The sequence below is a fragment of the Salinicola sp. CR57 genome (assembly GCF_003206585.1).
Taxonomy (GTDB): Bacteria; Pseudomonadota; Gammaproteobacteria; order Pseudomonadales; family Halomonadaceae; genus Salinicola; species Salinicola lusitanus.
This window is the reverse complement of record NZ_PZJL01000010.1, coordinates 29,730-49,317: the sequence shown is the minus strand read 5'-3', so window position 1 is coordinate 49,317 and position 19,588 is coordinate 29,730. Positions and strand designations below refer to the sequence as shown.

Sequence of the window (19,588 nt, the reverse complement as noted above, 5' to 3'; positions counted from 1 at the left end):
GGCTTCGGGCTTCGAACCGACTAGGATGCCGTCCGGGTCGCGGAAAGAAAAGCATCCACCTCCCGCCCGCGAGCCCATCACCCCTGCTCTCGGCTCGTAGCTCTCAGCTCTTAGCTCGTGGCTCGTGACTACTCTTTCACATCCATGTATTCGCGGGCCCAGATTCGATACTCCTCGAGCGTCGAGTAGCGCGTCGACAGCTTCGAAGCATCCAGGTCGTTGGTCGCGATATCGCGCTGCTCGCGCAGGCAGTCGTAGGTCGCCTTGATCGCGGCGAAGTAAGCAGCGTGACCGTTGACGACGATGCGCACGCCCAGTGCCGCGAGCCGCGCACGATCCCGCAGGGCCGGATTGTCGTAGGTGACCAGCATCAGCGGCACCGTCAACGGTGCCGCCAGCTTCTCGAGGTGCTCGAAGTCCCGTACCCCGACCAGGCAGATGGCGTCGACGCCGGCCGCCTGGTAGGCGCGAATGCGGGCGATGGCAGCATCGTCGTCGAGCTGGCCTGCGTTGGTTCGGGCGATGATCGACAGCGCCGGATCGATCCGGGCCTCGAGTGCGGCGCGCATCTTGCCGACGCCCTCCTCCACGGGAATCAGGTCGGTCGACTTGTGGCCGTACTGCGCCGGCAGCAAGGTGTCCTCGATGGTCAGCGCGGCGACACCGGCCCGCTCCAGTTCGGTGATCGTGCGCATCACGTTGAGCGCGTTGCCGTAGCCATGGTCGGCATCGGCGATCACCGGCAACCGTGCCACCCGGCCGATCCGGGTCGCTTGCTCGACGAATTCGCTCAGGGTGATCAAGGCGAAATCGGGCGCCGCCAGCACCTGCAGCGAGGCGACCGACCCTCCCAGAATGCCAACTTCGAAGTCGAGGTCGGCGGCGATGCGAGCCGACATCGGATCGAACACCGAGGCCGTGTAGTAGCACTCGCCACTGGCGAGCAGTTCGCGGAAGGCGTTGCGTAGATCGTGCTGAGAGGGGGTCGTCACGGGACACTCCTGTTCTTTACCCCGGCGTTCGACGTTGGGGCGCGATGGAAAAAGACTCCCGGCCGATGCCGATGGCACGTCGGTGAATGCGTCGGCGGGGGCCGACAATCCTACCACTAAAGTTTGAGAGCGCGACGCCGGTCACATCGGCCACCCACCTCACGATGAACGATACACATGCTCAGCTTGAACTCGCTTCATTGGCCGAATGGCCGCCCAGCCCGCATCATTGGCGACCTCGCCATCGCCAGCCGCCGACGAAGCCGCACGGCGAAGTCCCAGCACAGGAGACAAGTTCATGTCGCAAGCGCATCCCCCATTCCGAGCCGATATCGTCGGCAGCTTTCTTCGCCCGCAGGCGCTGAAGGAGGCCCGGGCCCTCTTCCATCAAGGCGATATCGATGCCGCCGCGCTCAAGGCCATCGAGGATCGCGAGATCCGTCAGGTGGTGGAGCAGCAGGAAGCCGCCGGCCTCGAGGTGGTGACCGACGGCGAGTTCCGTCGCGCCTGGTGGCACTTCGATTTCCTCGAGCAGCTCGCTGGCGTCACCGGTTTCACCGGCGACCAGGGCATTCAGTTCCAGGGCGTGCAGACGGGCGCGAAGCAGATCCGGGTCGACGGCAAGGTCGGCTTCGACGATACCCACCCGATGCTGGATCACTTCCGCTATCTGGCCAGCGTCGCCAGCGTCATGCCCAAGATGACGATCCCGAGTCCCAGCGTGCTGCACTTCCGCGGCGGTCGCAAGAAGATCGACAGTGGCGTCTATCCCAGCCTGAATGCCTTTTTCGCCGATACCGCCGACGCCTACCGTGACGCCGTCGGCGCCTTCTACGATGCCGGCTGCCGCTATTTGCAACTGGACGACACCGTGTGGGCCTATCTCTGCTCGGAAAAAGAGCTGCAGGCGGCCCGGGACCGCGGCGACGACCCCGACCGCCTGCAGGCGATCTACGCCGAGATGCTCAATCATGCCCTCGCCGGCAAGCCGGACGACCTCCATGTCTCGCTCCACGTCTGTCGCGGCAACTTCCGCTCCACCTGGATCAGCGAAGGCGGTTACGAGCCGGTGGCCGAGACCCTGTTCGGTCGCGTCAACGTCGATGCCTGGTTCCTGGAATACGACAGCGACCGCGCTGGCAGCTTCGATCCGCTGCGCTTCGTCCCGGAGGGCCACCAGCAGGCGGTGCTGGGGCTGATCACCACCAAGATAGGCGAGCTCGAGGCGCCGCAGGTAGTCAGAGCGCGTCTCGACGAGGCCACGCGGTTCGTCGACCGGCAACAGCTCTGTCTGAGCCCGCAGTGCGGTTTCGCCTCCACCGAGGAGGGCAACGAACTCGCCGAGCGGGCACAGTGGGACAAGGTGCGGCTAGTGGTCGACCTGGCCCGCGACTACTGGGGCGGGTGAGCCGCCGGTCGGACCCGGGGCGCGGGCTCAGCCCTGCCGCGCCCCGCCCTCGTCCTGCCCCATCAGCGACCCCAGCAGCCGGCTGAGGAAGCCCTTGCGCTCGGGGTCGGGCTCCTGGTCGATCAGCGCCCGGGGGTCGATGCTAGCCCGGTCGACATGCACGAACGCCGCCTGGAAGGCAGGCAGAGTCAGCTCGCCGTTCTCGAGGTGCGCCGTGAATCCCGCCTGATAGACGATCTCGCCAGCGCCGTCCGGGAGACTGGTGTGGCGCGTTTCATCGGTGAGGTTGAAGACCGCCAGGATCGCCTGGTCCCGGGAGACCCGCAACCAGCCCAGCAAATCGTCGTCGAAGTCGCCCAGAATCAAGGTGCCGTCGACCATCGCCGGCTGCGACTTGCGCCAGTGCAGGAACTCGCGCGTCACGCGCAGGGTGCTGTCCGCGTCGGCGAGCTGTCGCTCCACCGACAGCTGACGGTGATGACCGTCCACCGGCAGCCAAGGCTCCATCGAGGTGAAGCCCCCGTACTCGCCGCTCGTCCAGGGCATCGGCGTACGGCAGCCGTCGCGCCCCTTGTAATCCGGCCACAGCGCCAGCCCGTAGGGGTCGACCAGACGCTCGTAGGGGACGTCCGCTTCCGGCAATCCCAGCTCCTCGCCCTGGTAAAGACAGAGGCTACCGTAGAGCGAGCAGAGCATGACCGTCGCGACCTTGGCCACCAGCGGCCCTTGCTGCTCCAGGTTCTCGTGCTGGGTCCAGCGCGAGACGACGCGCATGACGTCGTGATTGGAGAGCGCCCAGCACGGCCAGGCGTCGCCCGCGTAATACTGGAAATGCTCGATGATGTCGCGCAGCCGCTGGGCGCTGAACTCGGCATCGAACAGGTCGAAGGTGTAGGCCATGTGGAGCCGGTCTTCGCCGATGGTGTACTCGACCATGCGCTCCAGCGGGCGATCGTCGGATATCTCTCCCACCGTCATGGTGCCGGGGTACTCGTCCATCAGGGCGCGCAATTCGCTCAGGAAGCCGAGATTCTCCGGCTGGCTGATATCGAACTGGTGGCGCTGCATCGAATAGGGGTTCGATGCCGGGACGCTGGGCGTCTTGAGCTCGCCGCTGCCGAGCGCCGGGTTATCCTGCAGCGCCAGGCTGTGGAAGTAGAAATTCGAGGTATCCAGCCGAAAGCCGTCGACCCCGAGATCGAGCCAGAAGCGGGCGTTGTCGAGCTGCTCCTTGCGCACCGCCGGGTTGTGGAAGTTGAGGTCCGGCTGGCAGGAGAGGAAGTTGTGCAGATAGTACTGGCGGCGCCGACTGTCGAACGTCCAGGCGCTGCCACTGAAGAAGGAAAGCCAGTTATTGGGCGGGGTGCCATCGGGCTTGGGATCGGCCCACACGTACCAGTCGGATTTCTGGTTTTCCCGCGAGCTGCGGCTCTGGACGAACCAGTGGTGCTGATCCGAGGTGTGACTGAGCACCAGGTCGATGATCACTTTCAGCCCCAGACCGTGGGCCCGCTCGAGCAGCATCTGGAAGTCGTGAAAGGAGCCGAACATCGGATCGACACCGCGATAATCGGTGACATCGTAGCCGAAGTCCTTCATCGGCGAGGGGAAGAACGGCGAAATCCAGATCGCATCGACACCCAGTTCGGCGACATAGTCCAGCTTCGCGGTGATCCCGGGCAGATCCCCGATGCCATCGCCACGCGCGTCCATGAAGCTTCTGGGATATATCTGATAGATGACGCTGCCACGCCACCATTGGGTCGAATCGGACATGCGAGTCCCCGTGTTGGTGTCATCTATTTCACGCCGGTAACGATCAGCCAGCGACGACGACGCCCGACCTGGCATGGAAGCCAGCGCCGGGCGTCGTGTCAGACTAGCGGTTTTTGTGATCGAGGTTAAATTCGGGAGGCAGCCGAGGCCACCGCCTGGCCCGCCGACTTCCCCAGCGGGCGGTGCCGGCAAGGGTCAGCGCCCGGCTTCCTCCCGCTTCAGCCACCAGGCAAAGAGTAGCCCGGCCGCCATCAGAGCAGCGGCGAGCGCGCTGGCCAGCACTGGGCCTATTCGTCAGCTAGCGCCGGCAGGAGCACTTTCACCTTTCGAGTCAAGGTATTGCGGCCCCAGCCCAGCAGCTCGGCGGCTTCCCCCTTGCGGCCGCCGGTATGCTTCAAGGCGGTCTCGATCAGGATCCGCTCGAAATCCGGCATCGCCTCTTCGAGCAAATGCGTGTGGCCCGAGGCCAGCGCCCGATCCGCCCACTCGCGGAACGCGTTGCGCCAGTCTCCGCTCGGCGCCTCGGTCCCCTCGAGCTCGCGCAGCTCCGGCGGCAGATCGTCGACCAGCACTTCCCGACCGGAGGCCATGACGGTCAGCCAGCGACAGGTGTTTTCCAATTGCCGCACGTTGCCCGGCCAGGGGAGATGCGTGAGATGCGTCTCGGCGTCGCGGGTCAGAACCTTGGGCTCGGTGGAGAGCTCCTTGGCGGCCTCGGCGAGGAAATGCTGGGCCAGGCGGGGAATGTCCTCGCGTCGCTCCGACAGCCGTGGCAGGTGAACGCGAATCACGTTCAGCCGGTGAAACAGATCCTCGCGAAAACGGCCTTCCGTCACCAGTTTTTCCAGGTTCTGGTGGGTCGCGGCAATGATCCGCACATCCACCTTGACCGGCACATGGCCACCGACCCGGTAGAATTCACCATCCGCCAGCACGCGCAGCAGCCGCGTCTGGGTATCGGCGGGCATGTCGCCGATCTCGTCCAGGAACAGCGTGCCGCCGTCGGCCTGCTCGAAGCGCCCGCGGCGCTGGGCGGCGGCGCCGGTGAAGGCCCCTTTTTCATGACCGAACAGCTCCGACTCCATCAGGTCCTTGGGAATCGCTGCCATGTTGAGCGCGATGAACGGGTGACCACTGCGCGGACTATGCTGGTGCAGGGCCTGGGCGACACGCTCCTTGCCGGTGCCCGACTCGCCGTTGATCAGCACCGTGATATGCGACTGCGACAGCCGGCCGATGGCGCGAAACACCTCCTGCATCGCCGGCGCCTCGCCGATGATCTCGGCCGAGAGTCCTTCCGGCATCGCCGCCGGCGAGCGCCGCTCCCGGGCATGGGCAACGCCGCGCCGCACCAGCGCCAGCGCGTCGTCCACGTCGAACGGCTTGGGCAGGTACTCGAAGGCACCTCCCTGATAGGAAGCGACCGCGCTATCCAGATCCGAGTGAGCCGTCATCACGATCACCGGCAGATCGGGATGCATCTCGCGCACCTTGGCCATCAGGTCGAGACCGTCGAGCCCCGGCATGCGGATATCGGTCAGGAGCACGTCCGGGGGCTGTCGCTCGATCGCCTCGAGCGCCGCATCGGCACGCTCGAAGGATTGCACCTCGAGATCCGGTTGTGCCAGCGCCCTTTCCAGGACCCAGCGGATAGCGCGGTCATCATCGACGATCGCGATACGGGCGACTTCAGTCATGGCAGTTCTCCAGCAGAACGGTGAATCGTGTGCTTGGCGGCGTCGATATGGGCCTCTCGCCAGACTCGGCAGCGATATAGCGAGCCGACACGCTCACTGTGGCGCCTCGAAGGGGATCAATAATCGGAATTCCGTGATACCGGGATGGGAGTCGCACTCGATCAGGCCTTGATGCTGATGCAGGATCGACTGCGCGATCGACAGTCCCAGACCGCTGCCCTCGGCACGCCCGGAAACCATCGGAAAGAACAGCGTTTCGCGGATGTGCTCGGGGATGCCGGGGCCGTTGTCGATCACCGCGACCTCGCAGACCAGACGGTGACGCTCGGCGCCGAGGGTGAACTGACGACGGACGCGAGTACGCAGCAGCAGGCGCGGTTCGGGCGTATCGAACTCCTCCATCGCCTGGACGGCGTTGCGCGCGATGTTGAGAACCGCCTGGATCAGTTGCGCCTCGTCGCCGACCAGATCCGGCACGCTGGGATCGTAGTCGCGCTCGAAGCTCAACCGGTGATGCTCCACCTCGAGCAGCGCTCGAACACGCTCCAGCACCTTGTGCACGTTGAGCGGCTCATGACGCACCAGCGTGTTGGGGCCAAGCATGCGGTCGACTAGGTCCCGCAGGCGATCCGCCTCTTCGACGATGATCCGGGTGAACTCGGTGAGCTGCGGGTCGGGAAGATCACGTTCCAGCAACTGGGCGGCGCCACGAATGCCGCCCAGCGGATTCTTGACCTCGTGGGCGAGCCCTCGCATCAGCACCTTGACCGTCTCCTGTCGCGCGATCAGGGCCTCCTCCCGCGAGATGCGCAGCAATCGATCCCGCGGTTCGATCTCCAGCAGCAGTTCGCGACTGGTGATCGGTGTCGCAGTGAAATCCACCGTGATCACATCCCCCGCGGCCAGCACCAGCGCCGCTTCCCGTTGCGTATAGGGATGGCACTCCTGCATTGCCTTGTGCAGCACCTGACGCACACTGCCATCCTCGCCGTTGAGGCACTCCAGCCACTGACCGACCACCCGGGGCCGGCTAGCCGCCAACAGTGCTTCGGCCGCGGGGTTGAGCCAGCGCACGTGAAGCCGCTCGTCGAGTAACAGGACGGCGGTCGTCAGATGCTCCAGCAAACGTTGATACATGCGTTGTTCCATCGTGGTGATCCGGTACGTGCTTATACAGTGCAAAAACCGCGCCACTCCCCGATTTCGCCCATGGACAGGGAGGTCCGGATAAAAATTGGAAATTCATTCACCAAAATAGTGCAAACGCTGAAGGCCGTGGCTACCGATTGGAGGCACGACGCCACTGCAGACGGAACTACTTGCCACGACTGGGATTGTTGGGATTGGCCGGCAGATTGATGCTGGCACGCTGCACGTAGAGCGTCACCGGCGGCGTCGATAGTCTCACCTGCCCTTGGGCATCGACCAGATCGGCCTGAAGCTGATGCTCGCCTCGCGGCAACTGGCTCAGCACGAAGACGCTGGTATGCATTGGCGACTGGCTAATCTTGCCGTCCACCCTTAGCTGGACACGGTCGCTCCGCTGCAGCGCGGGCTCGATCGCCAACCTGACCTGGACGTTTCCCGCTTGTCCGGTCGGCAGCGTCTGCTGGTTCTCCGGACGAGTGATCACGAAGCGCTCGTACTCCACCGCCGGAACCTCGGGCGTGACCGGCTGGCGCGAGTCCACACGCGGCTCGACCTCGGTGGGATCGACCACCGTGATCGGCTTGAGATCGACACGCGTGCCCGCCCCCGGCTCGTCGCTGTAGACCACGTTACCCTCAGCATCGACATGTCGATAGACCGATGCCGCCATCGCGGGCAGGACGGCCCCGGCCACCAGGCAAATCGATATCACCGATACCGCCATCCTCGTGCGCATCCGTTGGCGCTCCATTGTCGATCATCCTGTTATCGGCCGGTGGCTTCGATCCTTCACCTGCCCAGGGGTCTCCTGCTCCTCGCGCCGTTCTCCCAAGGCCCGCCTCATGGGCAGCATCCGGGAAGGCGGTCCCACAAAAAAGCCCCACCGAAGTGGGGCTCTCTTTCTGCGAGGCATCGGGCCTGGGCTCGAGCTTCAGACGCTGTAGTAGAGATCGAATTCGACCGGATGCGTCGCCAGACGCAGGCGCTCGACGTCTTCGCTCTTCAGCGCGATATAGGCATCGATCATGTCGTCGGTGAACACGCCACCTTCGGTCAGGAAGGCGCGATCGGCGTCGAGCGCTTCCAGGGCCTGATCGAGGCTGGTCGCCACGGTCGGGACCTTCTTGCCTTCTTCCGGCGGCAGATCGTACAAGTTCTTGTCCATGGCGTCGCCAGGATGAATCTTGTTCTTGATGCCGTCGATACCGGCCATCAGCATCGCAGAGAACGCCAGGTACGGGTTGGCAGTCGGGTCGGGGAAACGAGTCTCGACGCGCTTGCCCTTCGGGCTGGCGGTGTACGGAATTCGAATCGACGCAGAGCGGTTACGCGCACTGTAGGCCAGCATGACCGGCGCTTCGAAGCCCGGCACCAGACGCTTGTAGGAGTTGGTCGAAGCGTTGGTGAAGGCGTTCAGCGCACGCGCGTGCTTGATGATACCGCCGATGTAGTACAGCGCCATTTCGGACAGGCCGGCGTACTCGTCACCCGCAAACTGGTTGGTGCCGTCCTTCCAGAAAGACTGGTGAACGTGCATCCCGGAACCGTTGTCGCCAACCAGCGGCTTGGGCATGAAGGTTGCCGTCTTGCCGTAGGCATGCGCGACGTTGTGGATGACGTACTTCATCTCCTGAACTTCGTCGGCTTTCTTCACCAGCGTGTTGAACTTGACGCCGATTTCGTTCTGACCGGCGTTGGCCACTTCGTGGTGATGCACTTCGACGCTCTGGCCGATCGCCTGCAGCGTGTTGCACATCGCGCTGCGAATGTCGTGGAAGCTGTCGACCGGCGGCACCGGGAAGTAGCCACCCTTGACGCGCGGACGGTGTGCCAGGTTGCCACCTTCGACCTGACGGTCAGTGGACCAGGCGCCCTCTTCGGAGGAGATCTTGTACATGGAGCCTTCGATATCGGTCTTCCAATGCACTTCGTCGAAGATGAAGAACTCGGGCTCCGGACCGAAGAACGCGGTGTCGCCCAGGCCGGTGCTGTTCAGATAGGCTTCGGCGCGCTTGGCGATGGAGCGCGGATCACGCTCGTAACCCTGCATGGTCGCCGGCTCGATGATGTCACAGCGCAGGATCAGCGTGGAGTCTTCGGTGAACGGGTCGAGGAAGGCGGTTCCGTCTTCCGGACGCAGAATCATGTCGGACTCGTTGATGCCCTTCCAGCCTTCGATGGAAGAGCCATCGAACATCTGGCCGTCCTCGAAGAATTCCGTATCGATGGCGCTGGCAGGAATGGTGACGTGCTGCTCCTTGCCCTTGGTATCGGTAAAGCGCAGATCCACCCACTTGACGTCGTGTTCTTCGATGAGGGCGAGGGTTTTCTCAGACATGTCTTCCTCCACTGTGAGCCATGGCTCGATTCGTTGGCGAATATCCAACACCGTTTTGTGGCGTGCGTGTTTTGTAGCACGAAGTCGGCGCTCTTGCCCACGCGCACACCGTTTTTGCATAACTATGCAGAGAATGTGCCAAAATGAGGCAAGGCGCCGGCGCCCCATAATAAGTGATTGATAAAAATTGCTTTATCGAAAATCCGACTGACGCCGCCAGGCGTCATCTCCGCCGATTCCTTCCCAGCGCAGTCATTCGAATCTCTTTGAAGCACCAACTTGGTGCAACATAGCACCTCATTGCACCAAAAAAGAAAGCGTACGAATCCGCTTCGCAACCTTTGCCGAAAATCGATAGGCAACGGATACTGTAGACAGAGGCCATGTGTTGATGGCGATCGACGACTCGAGTAATGGAACGGCCCATGTCTAGGCTGGATCGCACACAGGATGTGGTACAGCGTCTACGCGGTCACTGGCGTCTCAGCCTGAGTGAACCGTTGTGGGGGCGGAGCGCCATTCTTGCGCTGAATCGCGTGCTGGACGATGAAGCCGAGGCACGCTTGCCTCACAGAGCCGACTGGTGCCTGGGGCCGGACAGCTTTCGTCATCTGCTGGAGAGCCTCAGCGAGAGTGCGCAGATCGTCAGCCTGGAGAGCGTGTTGCAGTTGCATCACGACCAGTTGCCGCGCATTGCCCTCACCTTCGACGGTGGCTGGCGCGATACGCTGAAACAGGTGTCGCCGACCCTGGAGCGCCTGACGTTACCGGCCAATGTCTTTCTTCCTGGCCCGGTCACCAGAAGGGCCTGGAGCTCATGGCACGAAGCCATCGGCGAAGCCCTCTGGGGCCAGGAGACGGCCGACCACGCGAAGCGTCTGCTCGCCGAGGCCGGCCTGCCGGCGCCACCCACCGCCGGTACGCAGCGCGACGAGCGCTACAGCCAGGCGATCAGGAACTACGTCGCCGAGCTCGATCACTCGCAGGACGCCATCACGTTGCACGCCGTCGCCTCGGCGCTGGATAGCGATCCGGCGTTCGCCGACGAAACCCTGGACGCCTTCAGTATCCGCCGTCTGGAGCAGGGTGGCCTGTTCCGCTTCGGCAGCCTGATCCCCGCTCACGCCACGAGCCGAGACGCTCCCGCCCTCGTGCAGCTCCGCGAGAGCCAGCACCAGCTGGCAGTGCTGTGCCGCCATCCGCTTCGCATCGCCACCAGCGCCTCGGCAGAGACAGACGAAAGGCTGGCACGGCTGGCGACCAGCGCCGGCATCGAACGTGTGCTGACGCACCGTACGGGCTGGCTCGAACCACCGATCGACACGGTACTATTGCCGCGCTTCGTCATTACGCAGCCGGTCGCCAACAGCCAGGGGAGACTATTCGACTGGCTGTTGGGCAACCTGCCCTCGTAGCGCCTCTCAAAGCCCCTGGATCTCGAGTTCCGGCCAGCGACGCTGCCACCCCTTGGCAACGACACGGCGCCGGAACACTTCGCTATCGCCATGTCGCGGATTGTGCGTCACCTGACCCGACAGCAGCGAGGCAGTGCCAAGGGGAGCCGTCAGGCGAATGCCGTCATCGTCATCGAGGGTCACCGCCACCGCCGTTTCACACTCGACCCACACGCTCAACGCTTCCTCTATAGAGGTGTAGGGGCGATGCCCATGGCGCTCGTGCATTCGCGCCTGGTTCTTGACCGACCAGGGCAGCGGGGCAACGCGCCGGAGTTCGCTCTCGAGGGCCCGGTCGACAGACGTGTCGACGTGGGTCGCATCGAAGTAGACCAGATCGATATCGTTCAACGGCGTTGATGACGAATAGCCATGCAGGCGATCCCAGACCAGGTTGCGCACGAAACCGGCGGCCAGCCACCAGTCGGGGAGGCGCAGCGCACGCGCCTGGCGCAGCACATCCAGGCGCCAGGCGTCGGCACGGACCCATCCGATGATTCGTGCCGCGCGCTCCCGCTCTCCTTCCTCCGACGACATGAAACCCTCGCTTTTCAATGGATTGGCTCGCCGCTTTCGAAGTCGTCGAGGCGCAAGGGCGGCGACGGGATCGTCGTCGAAAAAGCCCGCGAATGGCACCGATAGACTAAAGTAGCCAGTGTCGCGCGCTTGCCTGTACAATGCGCGCCCGACCCTCCTACTCAGTGCCCAGGGGACTCGTCGATCCAGCGCTAGAGCGCGGATCATCGACTTAGACATGGGCGCACACATTTTACGATGGAAACCGCCCCATGAGTGACAACGCCTCTAACGCTCGTATCGAGAGCATTAGGAACATTGCCATTATCGCCCACGTCGACCATGGCAAGACGACACTGGTCGACAAGCTCCTGAGCCAATCCGGCACCCTGGACCGCAAGGCCGAAGGCCAGGAGCGGATCATGGACTCCAACGACCAGGAGAAGGAACGCGGCATCACCATCCTGGCCAAGAACACCGCGATCCGCTGGAACGACGGCAACGGCCGCGACTACCACATCAATATCGTCGACACCCCGGGACACGCCGACTTCGGTGGTGAAGTCGAACGCGTCATGTCCATGGTCGACTCCGTACTGCTGCTGGTCGACGCGGTCGACGGCCCGATGCCGCAGACCCGCTTCGTGACCCAGAAGGCCTTCGCCCAGGGTCTCAAGCCGATCGTGGTGGTCAACAAGGTCGACCGTCCCGGCGCGCGCCCGGATTGGGTCGTCGATCAGATCTTCGATCTGTTCGACAACCTCGGCGCCACCGACGAGCAGCTCGACTTCCCGATCATCTACTGCTCCGCGCTCAACGGCATCGCCGGCATGGAGCCGGACGACATGGCCGAAGACATGACGCCGATGTTCAAGAGCATCGTCGACATCGTCGAGCCGCCCAAGGTCGAACTCGACGGCCCGTTCCAGATGCAGATCTCGGCGCTGGACTACAACAGCTACGTCGGCGTCATCGGCCTGGGCCGCATCAAGCGCGGCAGCGTCAAGCCGAGCCAGCAGATCAGCGTCATCACCAAGGAAGGCGCCGTTCGCAAGGGCAAGATCGGCCAGGTCATGACCCACATGGGCCTGGAGCGGGTCCAGACCGACGAAGCCACCGCCGGCGACATCGTCTGCATCACCGGTATCGACAACCTGGCGATCTCCGACACGCTGTGCGACGTCAACAACGTCGAAGCGCTGCCGCCGCTCTCCGTCGACGAGCCGACCGTCTCGATGACCTTCCAGGTCAACGATTCGCCGTTCGCCGGCAAGGATGGCAAGTACGTCACCAGCCGCAACATCAAGGATCGCCTCGAGCAGGAGCTGATCCACAACGTCGCGCTACGCGTCGAGCAGGGTGAGTCCTCCGAGAAGTTCAAGGTCTCCGGACGTGGCGAACTGCACCTGTCGGTGCTGATCGAGACCATGCGTCGCGAAGGCTTCGAACTGGCCGTCGGCCGCCCCGAGGTCATCATCCGCGAGATCGACGGCGTCAAGCAGGAGCCCTACGAAGAAGTCATCATCGACTGCGAAGAGCAGCACCAGGGCGCCGTGATGGAAGAGCTCGGCTACCGCAAGGGCGAGCTCTCCAACATGAACCCGGACGGCAAGGGCCGGGTGCGCCTGGACTTCATCATCCCGGCTCGCGGCCTGATCGGCTTCCGTGGCCAGTTCCTGACGCTGACTTCCGGTACCGGCATCCTGACCAGCCGCTTCGATCACTACGGCCCGCTCAAGCCGGACGCCGCGATCGAACGTCGTAACGGCGTGCTGGTGTCGATGGTGCCGGGCAAGGCGCTGGCCTATGCGCTCTACACCCTGCAGGAGCGCGGCAAGCTGATCGTCGACCACGGCACCGAGGTCTACGAAGGCATGCTGATCGGCATCAACAACCGCGCCAACGACATGGTGGTCAACCCGACCAAGGGCAAGAAGCTCGACAACATGCGCGCCTCCGGCAACGACGAGAACATCGTGCTGACGCCGCCGATTCGCTTCACCCTGGAGCAGGCGATCGAGTTCCTCGACGACGACGAACTGGTCGAGATCACCCCGAGCTTCATTCGTCTGCGCAAGAAGCACCTGACCGAAAACGAGCGCAAGCGGGCCGGCAAGAAAGGCTGATCGCCCCGCGAGCCTCCACTGCCGTCAGATCGCAGTGGCAATAACGACGACACCCGCCCTTCAGCGGGTGTCGTCGTTTGGGCCAGCGTAGCGTTGATTAAGAAAGACTACTCATGGCGACCGACGGCTGTACAATCGGCAACATCAAGGCTACAAGACACCGGCATTCCGTCTCTTCACGCACGCCGCCAGCGGGCGCAACGAGGTCGAGATCGCGGTAGACAGAGACAGGCGCCCCCCAACGGCGCGCCAGGACAATATCAATAAATGCTCGGGGGAGACGCGATGACGCCGATCATCGATGTCCGCAACATCCGCAAGTCGTTCGGCGGCCTCACGGTCATCGACGACTGCTCCATCCAGGTCGCCAAGGGCTCCATCACCGGCATGATCGGTCCCAATGGCGCCGGTAAATCGACGCTGTTCAACATCATCGCCGGCAGCCTCGCGCCCGACAGCGGCGAGGTCCTGCTCAACGGCCAGGCGATCACCCACCTCTCCGCCAACCAGCGCTTCCACCGCGGGCTGCTGCGCACCTTCCAGATCGCCCACGAGTTCAGCCACCTGACCTCGCTGGAGAACCTGATGATGGTCCCGCCCCGGCAGGAGGGCGAGAACCTGTTCAGCACCTGGCTGAAACCCGGCGAAGTGCGGCGTCAGGAGGCCGAGGTCCGCCGTCGCGCCCTCGAGGTGCTCGATTTCGTCGGCCTGTCCCATGTCCGCAACGAGCTGGCCGGCAACCTCTCCGGCGGCCAGAAGAAGCTGCTCGAACTCGGCCGGACCATGATGACCGACGCCGAGGTGGTGCTGCTCGACGAGATCGCCGCCGGGGTCAACCGCACCCTGCTCGGCGACCTGATGGGCAATATCGAACGGCTCAATCGCGAGCTGGGTTATACCTTCCTGGTCATCGAACACGACATGGACATGATCGGTCGCCTGTGCGACCCGGTGATCGTGCTGGCCCAGGGCCAGGTGATGATGGAAGGCTCGATCGGCGAGATCCAGAACAATCCGGAAGTGATCGAAGCCTATTTTGGTTCCGAGACCGCCTAGGCCAGGACCGAGACACGACGGCAACCCATTGCCAAGCAATAACAAAGAGCACCCAATGCCACTACTCGAAGCAGTTGACGTTCATGGCGGCTACGGCGGCATGAACATTCTCAACGGGGTCAACATGACGATTGAAGCCGACGAAATCGGCGTCATCGTCGGCCCCAACGGCGCCGGCAAGTCGACCATGCTCAAGGCGGTCTTCGGCCTGCTGACGATCACCCAGGGCGAGATCCGGCTGCGCGGCAAGCCGATCACCAATCTTTCACCGCACAAGCTGGTGGAGATGGGCATGGGGTTCGTGCCGCAGGAGAAGAACATCTTCCCGAGTCTCTCCGTCGAGGAGAACCTGGAAATGGGCGCCTTTCTCAAGCCCGCCACCGTCTCGCGGCTCAAGGCGCAGATCTACGAATTCTTCCCCCCGCTACGGGAGAAGCGCCGCCAACCCGCCGGCGAGCTCTCCGGCGGCCAGCGCCAGATGGTGGCCATGGGGCGGGCGCTGATGAACGAACCCAGCGTGCTGCTGCTCGACGAGCCCACCGCCGGGCTCTCGCCACGCTACATGAACGAGATATTCGACCGGGTGAAAACCATCAGTGCCGCTGGCGTCGGCGTGCTGATGGTGGAGCAGAACGCCAAGCAGGCGCTGCGCATCGCCCACAAGGGCTTCGTGCTCGCGGCCGGCCAGAACCGGTTCAGCGATACCGGCGAAGCGCTGCTCAACGATCCTCAGGTGGCCAAGAGCTTCCTCGGTGGTTGAGCGCCGTCGTCCCGCTGGCGAGCCAAGGCTTGCGAGAGCCCGTCTTCAACAAGAGATTTCGTCGTGAATGAGCTGATCTACTTCTTCAACTACGTGGTGGTGGCCGGCAGTGTCACTGGCTGCATCTACGCCATCGGCGCCGTCGGCGTGACGCTGATCTACAGCATCCTGCGCTTCGCCCACTTCGCCCACGCCGACATGATGACGCTCGGCACCCTCGCCGTGCTGCTGCTGACACTCGCATTCCCCCACGCCGGTGATCCCCTCGGGCTGCCCACCGCGATCGTCATGCTGCCGGTGGCGATGGCGTTCACCTCGCTGGTGGCCGTGGGCATCGATCGCGCCTTCTACCAGCCGCTGCGAAGCCATGGCGTCAAGCCGATCGTGATGGTGATCGCCTCGCTCGGCGTCACGCTGATGCTGCAGGGGCTGATCCGGCTGTTCGCCGGCACCGGCTCGCAGAACCTCTACGTCGATGCGCGCAAGGAGATCTTTCGTATCGACGTGCCGGGCGTGACCCGACCGATCATCCTCACCGAACCGCAGATCATCCTGTTCGTGATCACCATCGTCGCCGTGGTCGGGCTGCACCTGTTCCTGACCCGGGCGCGCCTGGGCAAGGCGATGCGGGCGATGTCGGACAACCCCGACCTGGCACGCGCCTCCGGCATCAATACCAAGCTGATCATTACCCTGACCTGGGTCATTGCCGGGTCGCTGGCCACCATCGCCGGCACGCTGCTGTCGCTGGATGTCGCCTTCAAGCCGGACCTCAGCTTCTTCCTGCTGCTGCCGATCTTCGCCGCCGCCATCGTCGGCGGCGTCGGCCACCCCTACGGCGCCATCGCCGGCGGCTTCCTGGTCGGCTTTGCCGAGACACTGGCGGTCTTCAACTGGTCGGTACTGCTCAGGCCGCTGCGAGACAGCCTGCCGACCTGGCTGGAACTGCCCAACAACCTGGCGCTGGTGGGTACCGAGTACAAGATCGTGGTGCCCTTCTTCATTCTGGTGGCGGTGCTGATCTGGCGCCCGACCGGCATCTTCAAAGGGAAGGTGATCTGATGACTGCCCCCTCAACGCAACGCCCCGCAACTTCCGATCGTCGCACGCTCCCGATCCGCGAGCTGGTGCTGTTCGGCGGCCTCGCCCTCGTGGTTCTCGCCGTCTTCGCGACCATGGGTCCGGCCTACTCCACCCGCATGCTGGTAGAGGCCTCCTGCTACGCGATCCTGGCTCTCGGCCTGACCATCCAGTGGGGCTACGCCGGTCAATTCAACGCCGGCATCATGGGCTTCGTCGCCCTGGGCGGTTTCTCGGCGACGTTCTTCAGCATCCCGGTCAATCATGCGTTCTGGTCAAGCGACCTTCCCGGTCGGCTGGGCTGGGTGCTGCTGGCGATGGTCGTGGTTACCGCGATCGTGTTCGGCATCAGCCGGCTCGACCGCATCGGCGTCCCCAAGCTGCTGCGCACGATCCTCGCCATCGTCGCCGGGCTGGTGGGCTACCTGGTCGTGATCAGCTGGTTGCGCAGCGTCACCGGCGATATCGAGTCCCAGGTGGAGTTCATCGGCGGGCTGGGGCTGCCGGTGTGGCTGGGCTGGATCGTGGGTGGCGCCCTGGCCGGCGGTGTCGGCTACTTCATCGGCCATATCTGCCTGGGCCTGCGCAGTGACTATCTGGTCATCGCGACCTTGGGGATCGCCGAGATCATCAAGGCGTTCCTCAAGAATTCGGACTGGCTCACGCGCGGCACCGCGACCATCTCGCCCCTGCCCTGGCCGGTACCGGACCCCGGCCAGGTCGGCTTCCTGACCGCCCGCTCGCTCTACCTGTCGGTGACCGTGGTCATGATCGCGGTGATTTTCTTCCTGCTCCATCGCGCCTATCACGCTCCCTGGGGGCGCATGATCCGCGCCATCCGCGACAACGAGGTTTCCGCCGCGGCCATGGGCAAGTCGATCAATCGTCGCCGTCAGGAGATCTTCGTCTTCGGCTGTATCCTGATGGGGATCGGTGGCGCGGTGCTCACCAGCTTCAACGGGCTGTTCGATCCGCAGGGCTACCTGCCGCTCAACCACACCTTCCTGGTGCTGGTGATGGTGATCCTCGGCGGCCCGGGCAACAACCTGGGCACGCTGTTCGGCGCGGTGCTGGTCTACGTGATCTGGATCATGTCGGGGCCGATGGCGCTGGCGGTGATGCACGCCATCGTCGCACTGGGTGCGCACTGGTTCGACTGGCAACCGGGGAATCTCGACAGCCGCGCCCTGCAGGCGAGAGTGTTCGTGATCGGGCTGCTGATCCTGCTGGTGCTGCGCTTCGCCCCGCGCGGGCTGATCCCGGAGAAGGTCGCGCACCACGATTGAAGCCGATCGCACCGAGACCTGCCGATTCGGCAGGCCCGAACGCAAAATCCCGAGCCTTGGCTCGGGATTTTGCTGAGTGGACGCCGATAATGGTCAGTCGGCGATCAACCCTTGGGTCACACTAGTCATTCACCAATCGGACCCTTGGTCACGAACTTGCCATCCTCGACCGCCATTTCGACCACGATACCCGGCACGTCGCCGTTGTCGTCGAACTCCGCGCTGCCGGAGGCGCCTTCGTAGTTGATCTCCTTGCCTTCATCGATCAGCTTCTTGGCCTTCTCCCACTCTCCCGGCAGGATCGTCTCGCCCGGCGCCGTGGCAACGTCACGCAGCGCCTCGGAAAGGCCCTCACGGTCGGCACTGCCGTTCTTCTCGATGGCAAGCGCCAGCAGGAACGCGGCATCGTAGGCCTGCGCCGCGAACACCGCGCTGGGGTCGATGCCGGCCTTCTCGGCCAGGTCGTTGAAGATATCCGAGCCAGGCACGTCCGGCGAGCCAGGACGCGTCGCGATCATGCCCTCCAGCACGTCGGCGCCCACCGCATCGACCAGCGCGTTCCCGACCATGCCGTCGCCGCCGGCATATTGGGTGAAGGCGCCGCTCTCGTAGGCCTGGCGCAGGATCGTCTGGCCGGACGTATCGGCGTAGGCCAGCACCACCAGCGTCTGCGAGCCGCCGGAGGAGAGCTTGCCGATCTCCGACCGGTAGTCCGCCCGGTTGTCCTCATGGGCCAGGTTGGCGGAGATCGAACCGCCTTCGGCCTCGAACGTCTTGGTGAAAGCGTCGTCCAGGCCCTGGCCGTAGTCGTTGTTGACGTAGGTCACGGCGACGTCCTCGATCCCCTTGGAGAGCAGCAGCTTGGCCAACTGCTCACCCTGGAAGGCGTCGGAGGGCACGGTGCGGAAGACCAGATCGTTGTCATCGAGATCCGTCACCGCCGGTGCCGTGGAAGCCGGCGACACCATTACCACGCCGCCGGGAATCGCGGCATTGTTGGCCGCGGCGATGGTGGCACCGGTGCACAGCGCGCCAACGATCGCGGTCACCTTCTCGCTGTTGACCAGCCGGTCGGCGGCGTTGGACGCGGCCGAGGCATCCGAACAGGTGGTGTCACCCGAGGGCATGACCATCTTTTCACCATCCAGCAGGCCGCCCTGATCGTTGATCTCCTGCACCGCGAGTTTGGCGCCATCGAAGATCGGCGGCGTCAGGCTTTCGATACCGCCGGTGAAGCCCCCCAGAAATCCCACTTTGACATCCGCCTGCGCGACACCGGCACATGCCGTGGTTGCCGCAATGGCGAGTGCAAGTACTGTCTTCTTCATCGCTTTTATCGCTCTTTGTTGGGTTGCGAAAGACCACGTTCACTCTGCTGGCAAGCCGCCCAAAAGACAAGCCTCCGTAACCGTTCGTGTCTTCACCTTTCGGCGTGCTCGAGCGGCCCGATCATGGCACCGCGGCGATCTCGCCGAGCATGAAGCAACCTGCGATGCCGGCGGCAAATCAATCGATTAGCGGCTACGCTGAAACCGCGACAACGCTAACGGCAAGGAGAACGCCATGCACAAGCATATCGAGTGGGATGCGCCGGGCGGCGCCAGTGTCGACGCCCACTACGCCAAGGACGAACAGCATCGTGTCACCCCGCAACCGGGGATGATGCTGACCGCGCGCTACCACGGCGCCACGGTGCGCGTTCAGGTCGAGGCCTACAAGGATGGCGTCAGCATCGGCAAGGTCGCGGCACTGATCGGCGATGACGGTGAGCGTCACGACAGCTTCGGGGACCTCGCCAAGGGCGACATGGTCCGCCTGCCCGACGACAAGCGCGCTTTCCAGGCGTCAGAGGACGACGAGGACTGATCGCAGGGCAGTAGATACACAGGCATAAAAAGCCCCGGTCCAGGGGGTGGACCGGGGAAGTTGGAGGTACTGGAAGGTCGCGGG

General features: G+C 63.9%; 16 protein-coding genes. 8 read left to right on the top strand and 8 right to left on the bottom strand.

From position 1 onward, the window contains the following. Positions 1 to 128: 128 nt before the first annotated feature. Positions 129 to 992 carry an oxaloacetate decarboxylase gene (locus tag DOM56_RS14975; RefSeq protein WP_110597506.1) on the bottom strand — a complete coding sequence of 288 codons (864 nt, stop codon included), beginning with the start codon at positions 990 to 992 and terminating at the stop codon, positions 129 to 131. 298 nt (positions 993 to 1,290) lie between these two features. Here DOM56_RS14975 and DOM56_RS14970 point away from each other — a divergent pair, with 298 nt between their 5' ends. Continuing rightward, a complete protein-coding gene (locus tag DOM56_RS14970) occupies positions 1,291 to 2,400 on the top strand; it encodes a cobalamin-independent methionine synthase II family protein (RefSeq protein ID WP_110709886.1) in 1,110 nt (369 codons plus the stop codon). Between the two features lie 27 nt (positions 2,401 to 2,427). Here the strand turns inward: DOM56_RS14970 and DOM56_RS14965 are convergent, their stop codons facing one another. From DOM56_RS14965 to glnA, 5 genes are all read right to left on the bottom strand, one after another. Further along, positions 2,428 to 4,176, bottom strand: coding sequence for an alpha-amylase family glycosyl hydrolase (locus tag DOM56_RS14965; protein WP_110709885.1), 1,749 nt, complete (start codon positions 4,174 to 4,176; stop codon positions 2,428 to 2,430). 287 nt (positions 4,177 to 4,463) lie between these two features. Beyond that, positions 4,464 to 5,873 carry a nitrogen regulation protein NR(I) gene (gene glnG, locus DOM56_RS14960; protein ID WP_110709884.1) on the bottom strand — a complete coding sequence of 470 codons (1,410 nt, stop codon included), beginning with the start codon at positions 5,871 to 5,873 and terminating at the stop codon, positions 4,464 to 4,466. Between the two features lie 93 nt (positions 5,874 to 5,966). Then, a complete protein-coding gene (glnL, locus tag DOM56_RS14955; RefSeq protein WP_110709883.1) occupies positions 5,967 to 7,010 on the bottom strand; it encodes a nitrogen regulation protein NR(II) in 1,044 nt (347 codons plus the stop codon). A 178-nt stretch (positions 7,011 to 7,188) separates the two neighbouring features. Continuing rightward, positions 7,189 to 7,758 carry a DUF4124 domain-containing protein gene (locus DOM56_RS14950; protein ID WP_232822319.1) on the bottom strand — a complete coding sequence of 190 codons (570 nt, stop codon included), beginning with the start codon at positions 7,756 to 7,758 and terminating at the stop codon, positions 7,189 to 7,191. Positions 7,759 to 7,953: 195 nt separating this feature from the next. Next, positions 7,954 to 9,360 (bottom strand): glutamate--ammonia ligase, encoded by a 1,407-nt coding sequence (glnA, locus tag DOM56_RS14945; RefSeq protein ID WP_110709882.1) that lies wholly within the window; start codon positions 9,358 to 9,360, stop codon positions 7,954 to 7,956. A gap of 425 nt (positions 9,361 to 9,785) precedes the next feature. Here glnA and DOM56_RS14940 point away from each other — a divergent pair, with 425 nt between their 5' ends. Beyond that, positions 9,786 to 10,775 (top strand): polysaccharide deacetylase family protein, encoded by a 990-nt coding sequence (locus DOM56_RS14940; RefSeq protein ID WP_110709881.1) that lies wholly within the window; start codon positions 9,786 to 9,788, stop codon positions 10,773 to 10,775. Between the two features lie 6 nt (positions 10,776 to 10,781). Here the strand turns inward: DOM56_RS14940 and DOM56_RS14935 are convergent, their stop codons facing one another. Then, a complete protein-coding gene (locus DOM56_RS14935) occupies positions 10,782 to 11,351 on the bottom strand; it encodes a nucleotidyltransferase family protein (RefSeq protein WP_110709880.1) in 570 nt (189 codons plus the stop codon). A 251-nt stretch (positions 11,352 to 11,602) separates the two neighbouring features. Between DOM56_RS14935 and typA the strand changes: the two genes are divergently transcribed. From typA to DOM56_RS14910, 5 genes are all read left to right on the top strand, one after another. Then, positions 11,603 to 13,456: a translational GTPase TypA gene (gene typA, locus DOM56_RS14930; protein WP_110597520.1), complete on the top strand. Its 1,854-nt coding sequence runs from the start codon at positions 11,603 to 11,605 to the stop codon at positions 13,454 to 13,456. Between the two features lie 285 nt (positions 13,457 to 13,741). After that, the gene (locus tag DOM56_RS14925; protein ID WP_110597521.1) at positions 13,742 to 14,512 is read left to right on the top strand and encodes an ABC transporter ATP-binding protein; all 771 of its coding nucleotides are present in this window, start codon (positions 13,742 to 13,744) and stop codon (positions 14,510 to 14,512) included. A 55-nt stretch (positions 14,513 to 14,567) separates the two neighbouring features. Next, the gene (locus DOM56_RS14920) at positions 14,568 to 15,272 is read left to right on the top strand and encodes an ABC transporter ATP-binding protein (RefSeq protein WP_110597522.1); all 705 of its coding nucleotides are present in this window, start codon (positions 14,568 to 14,570) and stop codon (positions 15,270 to 15,272) included. A gap of 63 nt (positions 15,273 to 15,335) precedes the next feature. Continuing rightward, positions 15,336 to 16,334, top strand: a complete 999-nt coding sequence (locus DOM56_RS14915) for a branched-chain amino acid ABC transporter permease (RefSeq protein WP_110597523.1) — start codon at positions 15,336 to 15,338, stop codon at positions 16,332 to 16,334. Further along, the gene (locus DOM56_RS14910) at positions 16,334 to 17,638 is read left to right on the top strand and encodes a branched-chain amino acid ABC transporter permease (protein ID WP_110709879.1); all 1,305 of its coding nucleotides are present in this window, start codon (positions 16,334 to 16,336) and stop codon (positions 17,636 to 17,638) included. Before DOM56_RS14915 ends, DOM56_RS14910 begins: the two co-directional genes overlap by 1 nt. Before the next feature lie 125 nt (positions 17,639 to 17,763). Here DOM56_RS14910 and DOM56_RS14905 read toward each other — a convergent pair whose 3' ends face one another. Then, complete coding sequence (locus DOM56_RS14905; protein WP_110597525.1) at positions 17,764 to 18,966, bottom strand: ABC transporter substrate-binding protein; 1,203 nt, start codon at positions 18,964 to 18,966, stop codon at positions 17,764 to 17,766. Between the two features lie 235 nt (positions 18,967 to 19,201). On the opposite strand from DOM56_RS14905, the gene DOM56_RS14900 reads away from it, so the two are divergent. Further along, entirely contained in the window at positions 19,202 to 19,504 is a 303-nt protein-coding gene (locus DOM56_RS14900) for a hypothetical protein (RefSeq protein ID WP_110597526.1), read from the top strand. The last annotated feature ends 84 nt before the right edge of the window (positions 19,505 to 19,588 follow it).

Excerpts from the sequence above, each read along its gene's own strand:
- DOM56_RS14925 (WP_110597521.1), top strand. The coding sequence starts at position 13,742 with ATGACGCCGATCATCGATGTCCGCAACATCCGCAAGTCGTTCGGCGGC.
- glnG (WP_110709884.1), bottom strand. The coding sequence starts at position 5,873 with ATGACTGAAGTCGCCCGTATCGCGATCGTCGATGATGACCGCGCTATC.
- DOM56_RS14965 (WP_110709885.1), bottom strand. The coding sequence starts at position 4,176 with ATGTCCGATTCGACCCAATGGTGGCGTGGCAGCGTCATCTATCAGATA.
- DOM56_RS14950 (WP_232822319.1), bottom strand. The coding sequence starts at position 7,758 with ATGCGCACGAGGATGGCGGTATCGGTGATATCGATTTGCCTGGTGGCC.
- DOM56_RS14940 (WP_110709881.1), top strand. The coding sequence starts at position 9,786 with ATGTCTAGGCTGGATCGCACACAGGATGTGGTACAGCGTCTACGCGGT.
- glnA (WP_110709882.1), bottom strand. The coding sequence starts at position 9,360 with ATGTCTGAGAAAACCCTCGCCCTCATCGAAGAACACGACGTCAAGTGG.
- DOM56_RS14920 (WP_110597522.1), top strand. The coding sequence starts at position 14,568 with ATGCCACTACTCGAAGCAGTTGACGTTCATGGCGGCTACGGCGGCATG.
- DOM56_RS14970 (WP_110709886.1), top strand. The coding sequence starts at position 1,291 with ATGTCGCAAGCGCATCCCCCATTCCGAGCCGATATCGTCGGCAGCTTT.
- DOM56_RS14910 (WP_110709879.1), top strand. The coding sequence starts at position 16,334 with ATGACTGCCCCCTCAACGCAACGCCCCGCAACTTCCGATCGTCGCACG.
- glnL (WP_110709883.1), bottom strand. The coding sequence starts at position 7,010 with ATGTATCAACGTTTGCTGGAGCATCTGACGACCGCCGTCCTGTTACTC.
- DOM56_RS14935 (WP_110709880.1), bottom strand. The coding sequence starts at position 11,351 with ATGTCGTCGGAGGAAGGAGAGCGGGAGCGCGCGGCACGAATCATCGGA.
- DOM56_RS14900 (WP_110597526.1), top strand. The coding sequence starts at position 19,202 with ATGCACAAGCATATCGAGTGGGATGCGCCGGGCGGCGCCAGTGTCGAC.
- typA (WP_110597520.1), top strand. The coding sequence starts at position 11,603 with ATGAGTGACAACGCCTCTAACGCTCGTATCGAGAGCATTAGGAACATT.
- DOM56_RS14905 (WP_110597525.1), bottom strand. The coding sequence starts at position 18,966 with ATGAAGAAGACAGTACTTGCACTCGCCATTGCGGCAACCACGGCATGT.